Annotated in this window: 12 protein-coding genes and 1 pseudogene; 2 read left to right on the top strand and 11 right to left on the bottom strand. The window is 65.2% G+C overall.

Going from position 1 to position 11831, the window contains the following annotated elements; translation table 11 throughout:
* The first annotated feature begins 46 nt into the window (after window positions 1-46).
* Entirely contained in the window at window positions 47-394 is a 348-nt protein-coding gene (locus tag KI609_RS09790) for a winged helix-turn-helix domain-containing protein (RefSeq protein WP_226449538.1), read from the top strand.
* 176 nt (window positions 395-570) lie between these two features.
* Here the strand turns inward: KI609_RS09790 and KI609_RS09785 are convergent, their stop codons facing one another.
* Genes KI609_RS09785 through KI609_RS09775 form a run of 3 tightly spaced genes read right to left on the bottom strand, consistent with a single transcriptional unit; the run spans window position 571 to window position 3351 of the window.
* Complete coding sequence (locus tag KI609_RS09785) at window positions 571-1290, bottom strand: glutamine amidotransferase (RefSeq protein ID WP_226449537.1); 720 nt, start codon at window positions 1288-1290, stop codon at window positions 571-573.
* Window positions 1287-2102, bottom strand: coding sequence for a YggS family pyridoxal phosphate-dependent enzyme (locus KI609_RS09780; RefSeq protein WP_226449536.1), 816 nt, complete (start codon window positions 2100-2102; stop codon window positions 1287-1289). Before KI609_RS09780 ends, KI609_RS09785 begins: the two co-directional genes overlap by 4 nt.
* Entirely contained in the window at window positions 2095-3351 is a 1257-nt protein-coding gene (locus KI609_RS09775; RefSeq protein WP_226445105.1) for a benzoate/H(+) symporter BenE family transporter, read from the bottom strand. Before KI609_RS09775 ends, KI609_RS09780 begins: the two co-directional genes overlap by 8 nt.
* Before the next feature lie 110 nt (window positions 3352-3461).
* Here KI609_RS09775 and KI609_RS09770 point away from each other — a divergent pair, with 110 nt between their 5' ends.
* Window positions 3462-4946, top strand: coding sequence for a PLP-dependent aminotransferase family protein (locus tag KI609_RS09770; protein WP_226449534.1), 1485 nt, complete (start codon window positions 3462-3464; stop codon window positions 4944-4946).
* Between the two features lie 18 nt (window positions 4947-4964).
* Here the strand turns inward: KI609_RS09770 and KI609_RS09765 are convergent, their stop codons facing one another.
* From KI609_RS09765 to KI609_RS09730, 8 genes and pseudogenes are all read right to left on the bottom strand, one after another.
* On the bottom strand, window positions 4965-6998 hold the full coding sequence (locus KI609_RS09765) for a relaxase/mobilization nuclease and DUF3363 domain-containing protein (protein WP_226449532.1): 2034 nt from the start codon (window positions 6996-6998) through the stop codon (window positions 4965-4967).
* A gap of 460 nt (window positions 6999-7458) precedes the next feature.
* Window positions 7459-8046, bottom strand: coding sequence for a S26 family signal peptidase (locus KI609_RS09760; protein ID WP_226449530.1), 588 nt, complete (start codon window positions 8044-8046; stop codon window positions 7459-7461).
* Window positions 8043-8556, bottom strand: a pseudogene (locus KI609_RS09755) (DUF2840 domain-containing protein). The gene KI609_RS09760 and the pseudogene KI609_RS09755 overlap by 4 nt, the downstream one beginning before the upstream one ends.
* A complete protein-coding gene (locus KI609_RS09750; protein ID WP_226449528.1) occupies window positions 8553-8816 on the bottom strand; it encodes a chromosome partitioning protein ParB in 264 nt (87 codons plus the stop codon). The pseudogene KI609_RS09755 and the gene KI609_RS09750 overlap by 4 nt, the downstream one beginning before the upstream one ends.
* Window positions 8813-9451 carry a ParA family partition ATPase gene (gene parA / locus KI609_RS09745; RefSeq protein ID WP_226449526.1) on the bottom strand — a complete coding sequence of 213 codons (639 nt, stop codon included), beginning with the start codon at window positions 9449-9451 and terminating at the stop codon, window positions 8813-8815. Before parA ends, KI609_RS09750 begins: the two co-directional genes overlap by 4 nt.
* 253 nt (window positions 9452-9704) lie before the next feature.
* Window positions 9705-10562, bottom strand: coding sequence for a replication initiator protein A (locus KI609_RS09740; protein WP_226449524.1), 858 nt, complete (start codon window positions 10560-10562; stop codon window positions 9705-9707).
* Between the two features lie 26 nt (window positions 10563-10588).
* Window positions 10589-10879 (bottom strand): helix-turn-helix transcriptional regulator, encoded by a 291-nt coding sequence (locus tag KI609_RS09735; RefSeq protein ID WP_226449522.1) that lies wholly within the window; start codon window positions 10877-10879, stop codon window positions 10589-10591.
* 83 nt (window positions 10880-10962) lie between these two features.
* Entirely contained in the window at window positions 10963-11712 is a 750-nt protein-coding gene (locus tag KI609_RS09730; protein WP_226450293.1) for a DUF2285 domain-containing protein, read from the bottom strand.
* Window positions 11713-11831 lie beyond the last annotated feature (119 nt).

Here is an 11831-nt window from a genome sequence, read left to right as displayed (position 1 = left end):
TCGCGATACATTACCTCCGCGTCACCCCTCACCGCCTCGTATCGCCATGAAATCAAAAGTCCAATTCCGTGTGCGTATTTACCGCGACGACTGCATTGCCATCGGCCCCGGCAAAGTACAACTGCTGGAGTGCATTGCCGAGACGGGCAGCATCTCCGCCGCCGCCCGACAATTGGACATGTCTTACCGGCGCGCCTGGCAGCTAGTGTCTGAAATGAACAGCGCATTGATTGAACCCGTCGTCAACACAGCAATAGGGGGTGCTCACGGCGGCGGTGCCGGCCTGTCATCCACCGGCATCCGACTCATCAAGCATTACCGGGCCATGGAGGCTGCTGCGCGCGCAGCAGCGTCTGCGGATATCGCCGCACTCAACCGGCTCCTTGCGCCGTAGGGTAGGTAGTGCTGCATGCCGCTAGTACGACAGTCGGCATCGCCGCCACCGACAGGCCCGTCGACTCCAGGTAGGAGCCGTGGCGTTGTTGCTCACGCGGCCATAGTTCACCTGCTACTGTACCGAGACCAGCTCCAGCGATAGCGGTCCAAATGCCGTAGAGGATAGGAATTGGTTCACAGGCCCTCCCTGGGAGGGCCTGTCTCCACCTCGTTCAGCCACGCGGTAAATACAGCCCGTGCCACCTGCGGCAAGCCGGATTGCAGAGCTTGCGCTTCGCTGCGCAAGGCACGCGCGTCGATGCCAGCCTGCGCCAGTTCGCAGGCATGACCAACGAGCCAGCGCTCGATTTGGCGCGGGTTGGCCTCCAGATGGCATTGCAGGGCCAGCACATTGCGCCCTATGCTGAAAGCTTGATTGGCACAGGTTTGTGTCCCCGCCAGTCTCGTTGCTCCGTCGGGAATGCCGAAGTGGTCGCCATGCCAGTGCAGCACCGGCGTTTGGCCCAGTGCCGCCAATGGTGACCCCTCGCCATCCTGGGTCAGTGTCAGCGGCGCAAAGCCGATTTCCTTGACACCCATGCTGGCAACACTTGCACCAAGTGCGCGGGCAATCAGCTGTGCCCCCAGGCAGATCCCCAGCAGCGGGCGCCTGCTTGCCAGCCACTGCTGAACTACCGCCAGTTCGTCGCGGATGAAAGGGTAGATGTGGTCATCGAAGGCGCCTATGGGACCACCCAGTACCACCAGCAGATCAGCTGCTGCCATGTCAAGGGCATGCAAATCATCGGTGGTGGCATCTACATAGCGCACCGCATAACCGCGCGCCACCAGCAGGGGCTCGAGCGTACCCAGGTCTTCAAAATGCAGATGTCGCAGGGCAATGACGGTTTTCACGGGCGTGGCTCCTTGGTACTGGGCTCGCCGGGCCAATAGTAGCTATCCGGCAAGGGGCGAGCGCCAAAGATGGCTTGGCCAACACGAACCACCGTGGCGCCTTCCTCGATGGCGATCTCGAAATCGCCGGACATGCCCATGGACAGCTCCTCCAAGGCGATGCTGGCGGGCGCACTCTGGCGCAACTGGTCGCGCAAAGTGCGCAGCAGAATGAAGCACTGGCGTACCCGATCAGCATCGGAAGAAAACAGCGCGAGCGTCATCAGCCCTCGCACGCGCAGTGCCGGGAAAGCGGGCAGCGCGCGCAGGAAGGCCGAAACGTCCTCGGGCGACAGCCCGTACTTGCTGACCTCGTCCGAGGTGTTGACCTGCACGAACACATCCAGCGCGCGACCCTCGGCCTGCAGGCGCCGCTCCAGCGCCTCGGCCACGCGCAGACTGTCCAGTGCCTGGAACTCACTGGCGAAGCGCGCCACCAGCCTGGCCTTGTTGCTCTGCAGATGGCCGATGACCGACCAGTGCAAATCAGTCAGATCCTGCATGGCCCCCCATTTGCCGAAGGCTTCCTGCACCTTGTTTTCACCCAGCACGCGGCAACCGGCCGCGTAGGCCAGGCGCAGGCTGGCCTCGGGCTTGGTCTTGCTCACTGGCAGCAGGCGGACCCCGGAAGGATCACGCCCAGCGCGGTGGCAGGCGGCATCCATGCGAGCCCGTACTGCTGCCAGGTTGTGTCGGAAGTCCTCGACGGAGGCTGCCTGGGGATAGTGGCCATGCTGGTCGTGACGGGTCAGTGTGTGGGACGGCTCAGGCATTTGCTCTCTCCCCGTTGATCGCGGGTTTGGCAGTCGGTGCCGCGATGGCCTGTCGCCCACGGTGCGGCCGTTGTCCGTTGAGCGCGGCATGGGCCACCAATCCAATTACCAGGCCCCAGAATGCGCCACCGATGCCCAGCAATGTGATGTTGGCCGCCGAAGCCAGGAAGGTGATCAGAGACGCTTCTCGCGTCTTCATGTCGGCCAAGGCGGTGGCCAGGCTACCGCCAATGGTACCCAGCAGCGCCAGGCCCGCCAGCGTCGTGATGAAGGTCGCCGGAAGGGCCATGAAGACAGCGGCCAGTGTCACGCCGAATACGCCCACGAGGATGTAGCACAGGCCTGCGGCGATGCCTGCAATCCAGCGCTTGGACGGATCTTCGTGCGCTTCCCGGCCCGTTGCGATGGCTGCCGTGATGGCAGCAACGTTGAAGGCGTGTGAGCCGAACGGCGCCATCAGCAGCGATCCCAGCCCGGTCAGCGTCACGATGGGATTGGCGCTGGTCTTGAACCCGTCGTTGCGAAGCACCAGCATGCCCGGCATGTACTGGCCGGTCAGCGTGATGAGGAACAGCGGCAGTGCGACGCCCAGCAAAGCACTGAGCGAGAACACCGGCATGGTGAAGACCGGCGCGGCGGGCTTCAACGCCAACCCCGACAGGTCTACCCGATCCTGCGTCAGCAGAAAGAGCAGGCCCAGCACCAGAATGCCAACGACGGCATAGCGCGCACTGAACCGCTTGAGCACCACATAGGTCACGATGAGCAAACCGGCCAACAACGGGTCGATGTTCATGCCGCCGAAAGCCTTGATACCAAATTGCAGCAAGATGCCTGCGAGCAAACCTGCCGCCACACCATGTGGAATCAGCCGGATCAGGCGCTCGAACCATCCCGATAGGCCTAGCACCACAAAAGCAGCGGCTGAAATCAGATACGCGCCCACCGCTTCGGCATAGGGAGTGGTCGCCAGCGCCGTCACCAGGAACGCTGCAGCCGGCGTGGACCACGCGGTAATGATCGGCTCGCGCGTCAGCCAGCTCAGGATGATTCCCGTGGCGCCCACGCCAATCGAAATCGACCACACCCACGATCCCGTCAACTCCGGGCTCAGGCCTGCCACCTTGGCCGCCTGGAACACCAAAATGAAAGTCCCGCCATAGTTGACGATGACCGAAATGAGACCCGCGACGATGGGATGGGTGAGATCAAGCAAACGGGAGGATGGGGAGGACGAGGCGGATGACATGGTTTGTATCGGGCTCTTGAGAGTGATCTATTGGGCTGAACCTGGTAAGGATTTATAGATCTTGAATGGCATACTGCGCCCCACCAATTTTTTGATGCGATACCGGCCAATTGTTCAAGCATGCACAACTCGAATCCGTAAAAGCCTGGGTCCTTGATCCGGCAAATGGGGCGTTGCCCTTGCACGCGCGCATTCAACGCGCGATTCGGCAACTGATACTCGACGGTGCACTCGATGTCGCCACACCGCTGCCTGCTTCCCGCGCCCTGGCGAAGTCGCTGGACGTGTCACGCGACACAGTGGAGTCGGCATACAGCCAGTTGCATGCTGAGGGTTTTATCGAGCGACGCGTGGGCAGCGGCAGCTTCGTTTCGGAGCGGGCTTTGCGTTTGCCTGGATGTGGCACGGCGCGGCGCCTTGGACCACAGCGGGTACCTCTGCAGCTGAGCCAGCGCGGTGCGGCCATGTACCGTGCTGGCGGGGTACGAGACTTTCTGACGCCTCGCCCGTTCGCTCCTGGCGTGCCGGAAACGCGCACTTTCCCACTGCCCACCTGGGAGCGGCTGGAGCGGCAGGTGTTGAAGGACTGGGGCACCACAGCACTGCTGCACAGCCCCCCGCAAGGACTGGAGCCGCTACGGCGCGCGATTGCCAATTACGTCAACCTCGAACGCGGCGCGCATGCGACCCCCGAGCGTGTGCTGGTGGTCACCAGTTCACAGCAAGCCTTGACCCTGTGCGCTACCGTGCTGCTGGATGCTGGCGATCGCATCTTCACCGAAGACCCCATGTACCACGGCGCGCGCAAGGCGTTCGACGCCGCGGGGCTGGAATGCGTGCCCGTCCCGCTGGATGCCGAGGGAATGCAGGTGGGGCACCTGCGCAAGGTGCGACAACCGGGCAAGGCGGTGTTTCTTACGCCTTCGCACCAGTTTCCAACCGGAGTCACGTTGGCACTGGACCGGAGGTTGGACGTCATCGAATGGGCCCAGCAGCACCATGCCTGGATCATCGAGGATGACTATGACAGCGAGTTCCATTACGCGGGCAAACCCACGGCCTGCGTACAGGGGCTGGACCCGCAGCAGCGAACGATCTACATCGGCACGTTCACCAAGTCGATGTTTCCGGGCTTGCGTATTGCCTTCATGGTGCTGCCGCCTGAGCTTGTGGCGCCGATGACCGCCGCACGCACCTTGCTGGATGGACACAGCGCGCCAATTGCGCAACTGACCCTGGCGCGCTTCATGGAGGGCGGGCATTTCGGGGCGCATGTGCGAACCATGCGTGCCGTCTATTGTGAGCGACGCGATGTCCTGGCGCAGCTCGTGCGCGAGCACCTGGCAGACTTCGTGGAACCAGAAGTGCCGGACGGCGGCATGCAAATGCCTTGTCGGCTCATTCGCGATATTCCCGAACTGGAAGTCGTGGGCGCAGCGCGGCGTGCCGGTATTGATTTGCTGGGGCTTACGCCATTGCATGCATCGGGCGCGTGCCGGCCCGGGTTCCTCATGGGCTTTGCCGCGTATGCGCCGAAGGAACTGGAGATCGCGGTGAAGAACCTTGCGGTTGTACTGCGTGCGCTAGACCGCTGAGTCTGCTCGTCCAGTCAATTAGCCGATGACAGGGCCACACTGTCGCGCGATCTCCCACGACACCCCGTCGCCGCGCAGCATCGCCGCGATCTGCTGCCCCAGTCGCTGCTCGATCACCGGCTTCCAAGGCACCAGGCAGAATCCCATCCCGTCATCGAGCATCGCGTAGCGCCCGCTGGCGAGCATGACACTGCGGCGGAAAATGCCCGCCACGCGCTGACCGTCCGTCACCAGGCGATGCTCGAGGCCCGTTTCGGCAGCAATGTCCTTGGCGGCCCGCGCCAGTTCCCGGTTGCGCAGTGTTGCCAGCAGGTTGCGTGCCAGGATCACGCGCTGGCCGCGCCGCTCGGCCAGTCCCCATTCGGACAGGAAGTCGGCGCGCAGCTGCAGCGCCTCCCTGACTTCGCAGCCAAAGCCCAAGTCCCCCAGCCCTTTGCCACCGCCGATCAACTGTTGGTCCAGCCAGGTGGCGCCAATCACGCGCGCCTGCCGCTCGATGGGCAGGTGCGATTTCAGCTCCACAGCCACGCCACCCAGGCGCTGCGCGTCGTACTGTCGTCCGCGTTCGGACAGGTCGTCGGGTACCTTCCACAGCCCCTCGGCCACACGCTCCACGATGCCGGCCCGGCGCAGAGCTTCCAGCCGACGTATATGGGCCGCCACCACCTCTTGCGGATCGCGGCCCGGCACGGCCTGCCCCTGCGCGACGGCGAGGTGATGGTCGGTGCGGTACAGGCCATCGCTCGCCAGCGCTCCGATGTTGCGGTCGGCCGCGCGCTCGTCGGCCGCGCCCTTCACTTCCACCACCGCGCCCGCTGGGTAGGTCGCCAACTCGTCGCGGGCATTGAGCGCGACATAGTGGGCCTTGCCGTCCACGCCGCCGATGACCAGATAGTCCCGGTCGCGCAACTCGTCGGCCAGTCCCTTTGCGGCCACGCGGCCGATGATCGTGCGGCCATCATCACCCGGCTCGAACACCGCCAGCTCGCGCGGCTGGCCGCTCATGGCGCGCTGCATGGTGCGGATGATGTCGCCGCGCTCGCCGAGAGTGCGCAAGGTCTTCTCAGCGTCGGCATGGACGGCCCAGGTGCCGGGTTTCATCTCGCCGGCAAGGCCCAGCAGCTCCAAGCGTTGTAGCCGGCCGATCAGCAGCAGGCGCTGGCGTTGCAGTCGGGGGTCGTTGAAGCGCTCAATCTGCACCCGGCCGTCATCGTCCAACTCACGCTTAAGCGTGCGATCCAAGCTCGTCCATCGTTCTTGCTCCATTTCGCGCTGCAAGGTCTGCTGGATTTCCAACTCCGTGCGCGGCCCGAGCCATTCGGTCTCCAGCTCCGCGGCCCGATGACGGAAGCCATCGGCAATGTAGTTGCCCGCGATGATGAGGTCTTTTCCGGTGTCGTCGCGCCCTCGCACGATCAGGTGCGTGTGCGGGTTGTCGGTGTTCCAGTGATCGATTGCCACCCATTCCAGTCGTGTGCCCAGGTCAGCCTCCATGCGGCCCATCAGGTGGCGGGTAAAGGTACGCAGATCATCCAGTTCCGCTCCATCCTCGGGGGAGACGATGAAGCGAAAGTGATGCCGGTCATCAGCACAGCGTTCCTTGAAGGCATCAAGGTCGGCTTCGTCGGTCTGCGGCCCGTAGGCTCGGCCTGGCTCGCCATCACGGCCCACGCCATCGCGCTCAATGTAGCGCAGGTGCTTGGCAAGCGATTGCGGGCTGGCCCGCTGCTGATTGACCAGCAAGGTCTTGATGGTCACGCGCCTAGATAGGGGCGTGAGCTTCGCGCCTGCGAACCGTGCCGCCGTATGGCCGCGCCCTAGCCGCGAGCCGGGCCGCTGGCCGGTTCTGGTGCCCTTGCCACTGTTACTGCCACTGCCACCAGGGCGGCGCACCGAGGACTTCCCGCTGCTGGCCTTGCCCGCCTGCTTGAGCACCTTGGAGACGAAGCCCTGACCACGGTTCTTCGGAGCGCTGGGCCGAATGGGAAAATCGTCGTCGTCGTCGTCGTCGTCGTCGTCGTCGTCGTCGTCGTCGTCGCGGCGGTCGGTCATGGCTGTGCTCTCTGCAAGCGCCAGCGCGTCCGGTCGTGCGAAGCAAGCGGACATGCCTGCATTGGCGCGGGCCTCGCGCCACAAGCAGCACGGCGGCGAAGCCGCGCCGTGCTGCGCCAACCCCACGTGCAGACTGGCGTTCGACGCGGCCCGGTGCCGTGTCCTTTTGTCTTGCCTTCCGCATTTTTCTCCCCCTGCCCCCCAGGTTCTCGCTCTCGGCAACTGCGTTCCGGTGGCGCTGCTTCACCTGCAGCAAGCGCCCGGGCGAACACGGCGATGGCCGAAGGCCAGCCGCGTTCGATGGAAGACGCCTGCACATGGGACGACTGCGCCGGAGACAGCGCGAAGTGCGGTGCCGGATACGCAGGATCGGCACGCGCACTGCACGCGCGACGACACGGCAACAGCAGCCGGAACGACACGCCCGATAGCACGATGACGCGCAGCGAGTCGGCGGCCATCACGGACACTTCTCCAGCCAGACCGGGCGCGCAACGCCAATCACGGCAGTGGCGCTGACCGGGCCGAAATATCGGCTGTCGAACGACGCCGGATTGGTGACGCTGAGCAGGAACAGTTCGTCAGGCCGCAGGCGGCGGCACTGCTGCCAGGATGGCAGCAGCCGGCCCCAGCGATCGGCAGGCAGCACGGCAGCCGAAGGTACGCCGTCGATGCGGACTCTGCCGTTAGCGATGCACACCTCTTGCGGTGCCACCGCGCCTACGCGCTTGAGCAACGGGATGCGCGTCGGCAGGTAGCCGCGCTGCGCAGCGAGCGCGGCAGCCTCGGCGTGCAGCGGAACCAGCACAATGCTGCCCGCAAACAACGGACTTGGCAGCGAGCTGGCGCGATGGTCGAGCGGATCGACGCGATACCAGCCGGCCGCCACGCTGTCGGATGGGTTGTAGGTCAGGCGCGGCAGCGGATGCACGAAAGACGCCCAGGCCAGCGCAGCGAGGCCGCAGGCGGAGAGGCCAGCCAGCACGAGGCGAGCGCGAAAGCGCGAGCGTGGCTGCGTGACAGCAGTGGAAACAGAAATTGTGGTCATGGCAGTGCGTTCCCGGCCAGCCAAGCGGTATGCCGCTCGGCGCTGTATTCGGGCGGCGGCAAGCGCGCCGCGAGCCGGTTGCCTAGCGTGCGCCAGTACGCGGGCGAGGCGGCTGCGGGCGCGATTCCCAGCGCCTCGAGGGCGTCGATGCACTCCAGCACGGAGCACCGATGGCTCGCCCTCGGCGTGCAGCAGCAGGCGCGCGCCCGGCTGCACGCCGGGGATGCGCTGCACGCCCTCCATCGGCATGCACGCCTGCATCACCATGAGCTGCCAGCGGAACGTGCCGTAGTCGTTGGCCTGCCAGCGGATGCGGCAAAGAAGAACCGCGTTCGGCGTGAACACCGCGCAGCGGCGCCAGCGGTCGAACCGGATGATGCGCGAGGGATCGCCAAAGCGCAGATAGAGGTCGAAGCGCTGGTCGATGTACGCGAGCGCAACGCGCGTCAGCGGCACGCCAACAGGCGGAATGGACGGCGGCGCCGATGCAGTCGAAGCGGGTGTGTTCATGAAGACTTCTCCGGGAATTCACGCTCCAGCAGCGCGCGCAGCAGATCGGCCAGCGTCACGCCTTGCGTGAAGGCCGATACCTTGATGCGCGCACGCATGCCAGGCGTGATTTCGAGGGTCAGGCGGGCTGTGTAGAGGTCGCCCTTTTGGATTTCATCGGAGCTGCCCTGGCGAATCCACGCCTCGGCGTGCGGACTCGCGGGCGGACGTGCGCCGATGCCGACGCGCTTTGTCGTGCGTTTGCTGGCGGGACCGCTCATGACGGCCACCGCAGCAGTTCATCGACCAGAGCGGTGATTTCGCGCGCGGCGGCGCTGTCCGGCGCCGTCTCGCGAGCAAGCCGTCCAGCAGCCACGCTGTCGGCGAAGACGATGCGCTGGCGCACTTCCGAGCGCAGCGCAGGAAGCGGTTGCTCGGCCAGCGCACCGCGTGCTTCGCGCCCGATCACGGTGGTGCTGACGCGCCGGTTGATGACGAAGGCCGCGCGCAGCGCAGGCCGGAATACCTGGGCTTCCCGGATCAGCGCCACCATCTCGGCACTGGCCCACAGGTCGTAGGGGCTGGGCTGCACGGGGATAAGCACCCGCTCGGCCGCCAGCAGCGCGGAGCGCGCCAAGGCGGCAATGCGGGGCGGCCCGTCGATGACTACGTGATCGGCCCGCCTGGCGAGTTCTGGCGCTTCCTGGTGCAGTGTTTCGCGTGCGAGGCCCACGGCGCTGAACAGCCGTGGCAAACTTTGCAGGCTGCGGCGCTGCGTCCAGTCCAACGCGGAGCCCTGCGGGTCGGCGTCCAGCAGGATGACCGACTGCCCACGCATCGTCAGTTCGCCAGCGATGTGGGTGGCGAGCGTGGTCTTGCCCACGCCGCCTTTCTGGTTGAGCAGAGCAACGATCATGGCCTGGCCCTCCCTGTTGGAGAATCCGGCTGTTGCTGCTGCGCATGGTGCCGCTCGGCGGTTGTCCACCGAGGCGCGTCGCTTCTACTAAAAGTTAGAGAATTTAAGTTAGGGAAGTTAGGAGAGGCTGAAACCCGCGCCAGCATTGGCTTTGCGGTCGATTTTTTTGCCTGATAGCACGAGGATTCGTTGCGTGATAGCACGATACCTCTGTTGCCTGATAGCACAAGTCCGTCCACAGGCTTTGTCGCTGTTATCCCCGTGCCGTTTGCGGCACGGGCCTGAACGTCAACAGCGGCGAGGCAATGCCCGAGACGTACTCGACGCCCAACTGGTAGCCCGGCAGGGCTTGCCGCACTACCAGCGCCCGCAGGTCGGCGGCGAAATCGTAGTACCGCGCCACGCTGCCCGATTTTCGGTACAGGTGCTGAAAGTCGAATTGCCAACCACCCGGCTGTCGCCCGCCGTGCTTGCGCACCAGCCGGTACAGCCATCGCTCGATCCCGCCCGTGAGCCGGAAATACGCTGGGTCGATGGTCAGCACCAGCGCGGCATCCATGACGCCCGCGTAAAACCAGTCCGGCAGGATCAGCTCCAGCCCCAAGGGCGTGCCCTTGGCATCGGCCAGTTCCTTCCATTCGTTGATCCATGAGAAGCGGTGCAACCGCCTTCCCGTGGTTTCGCGGATGGACGTGGCCACCGTGGTCGATTGCAGCCGGTCGAGCGCGGCCTTGAGGCGCTGGTAGTCGCGCAGCGACGTACCGCGCCCGATGAAGCGCAGGATCTCGTAGGGTGTGGCCTGCATCAGCCGCGACGGGCGCAAGCCCGCGTCGCGCGCTTCCACGATCTGACTGGCCGCCCAGATCAGCACGTCCGCATCCCAAATCGTGGCGATGCCGTGCTCCTGCGTGCCCTCCACTCGGATCGTTATGCCGCTGGCGCGGAAGTCGATCGGCGCGATGCGCCGCGACTTCGCCAGCGAGAAGAATGGAAAGGCCATCAAGTCCTGGCTGTCGCGCGGCGCCATGTCGCCCGGCAGGGCGCGGAACAGGTCGAGCTGTTCGCGCTCTGGCACGGGCCGCTGCCGGGACGGCAGCGCAGGGCTGGACATGGCGAAGGCCACCCGCGCGCAAGCGATCAGCGCGCACGGCTGTCCGCCGAATGCTGCTCGGCGTACTCGGGATCGGATGTGCTCTCGAAGCTGCGCTCGGCGGCCCAGGCATCGAGGTCGGCCACGGCGTACATGACGCGGCGGCCGAACTTGCGGAACTTGGGGCCCCCACCCAGCACGCGCTGCTTTTCCAGCGTGCGCGGCGACAGCCGCAAGTAGTCGGCGGCTTCGTCGTTTATCAGATAACACTGCGGCTGCGCGGCAGCTGCAGGGGTGGTTGCGGGAGCGGCGGCAAGCCACAAGGGAGCAGGACGCATGGTGAGAACCTCCATCGGTTGCAGGGCTCCGGCCACACAGCGCAACCGGATGGAGGCAGTCTCAGAAAACGAAGCCCTCCTGCTCAGGGTCGTTTTGGGTTCCCTTCAAAACGCCCCTTCTCAAACGGTGGCAGTTGTGCTAAGCGGCGATAGCCGCCGCGCATCAACGCATCGCCGCGCCGCGCCAGACGACGCACCTTGGAGCGCAGACCGCCATCGCTGTACCAGCCGGCTGCGGCATCCACGCCGAACAAACCTTTGGCAACCTCGCGCAAGGACGCGCCCGCCAGGGTTGCGTCGAGCGCCTGCAGGGTGTGCAGCTCCAATAGTGCGGCGGGCGGAGGCCTGGGCCGCGCCATCGGCCTAGGCGCGTCAGGCACATGCGTAACGGCGCGCCCACGATAGGCATGGGTTACGGCCATACCGTCCTCCAGTCCAGGCGCCAGCGCGAAGCGCAGGCAATGGCCGGGGCTGCGCGCGATCAGCGCCAGTCCCTTGCCGTCGTGCAGCAACTGCTTGTGGCCGGGGACGTGCCAGAAGGCGAAGGTGATGGCATCCGGCGGTGGATCTACATCCGGGTGGAGCTGCACCACGGTCTCATGGCCGGGCAGCCAAGCTGGATGTGCGTCACGCGCATCCAGGGTCGGATCTTCCAGCAGACGCAGGCCCCAGCGATGCGCAACATCGGGGTAGCGCGCACGGCGCAGCCAATCGACCCGATAGTCGGGATGGCGGCGCAGGTACTCCCAGGCCAGCGCCAGCGTGTCCAGGCACAGGACGTAGAGGTAGGCGGCGGTCGGATACCAGTGCGCGAGGTGGTGCGGCTCGGCTATGACGCAAGCTCCCGTAGAACCGCAGGACGGCCGTCATCGGTTTCACACGCAAACGTTACCGCATCGAACCAGTGTCCAATCGTGAATAAGCTGTTAGATTGGTAACTTGCGCGTCAAGA

The organism is Acidovorax radicis, assembly GCF_020510705.1.
GTDB classification, from domain to species: Bacteria; Pseudomonadota; Gammaproteobacteria; order Burkholderiales; family Burkholderiaceae_C; genus Acidovorax; species Acidovorax radicis_A.
The sequence above is the reverse complement of the archived record's forward strand: the minus strand, read 5'-3'. Positions and strand labels throughout refer to the sequence as shown.

Coding starts and splice junctions, on each gene's coding strand:
- KI609_RS09790 (WP_226449538.1), top strand. CDS start 47: ATGAAATCAAAAGTCCAATTCCGTGTGCGTATTTACCGCGACGACTGC.
- KI609_RS09780 (WP_226449536.1), bottom strand. CDS start 2,102: ATGCCTGAGCCGTCCCACACACTGACCCGTCACGACCAGCATGGCCAC.
- KI609_RS09775 (WP_226445105.1), bottom strand. CDS start 3,351: ATGTCATCCGCCTCGTCCTCCCCATCCTCCCGTTTGCTTGATCTCACC.
- KI609_RS09765 (WP_226449532.1), bottom strand. CDS start 6,998: ATGACCGACCGCCGCGACGACGACGACGACGACGACGACGACGACGAC.
- KI609_RS09760 (WP_226449530.1), bottom strand. CDS start 8,046: ATGACCACAATTTCTGTTTCCACTGCTGTCACGCAGCCACGCTCGCGC.
- KI609_RS09750 (WP_226449528.1), bottom strand. CDS start 8,816: ATGAGCGGTCCCGCCAGCAAACGCACGACAAAGCGCGTCGGCATCGGC.
- parA (WP_226449526.1), bottom strand. CDS start 9,451: ATGATCGTTGCTCTGCTCAACCAGAAAGGCGGCGTGGGCAAGACCACG.
- KI609_RS09740 (WP_226449524.1), bottom strand. CDS start 10,562: ATGTCCAGCCCTGCGCTGCCGTCCCGGCAGCGGCCCGTGCCAGAGCGC.
- KI609_RS09735 (WP_226449522.1), bottom strand. CDS start 10,879: ATGCGTCCTGCTCCCTTGTGGCTTGCCGCCGCTCCCGCAACCACCCCT.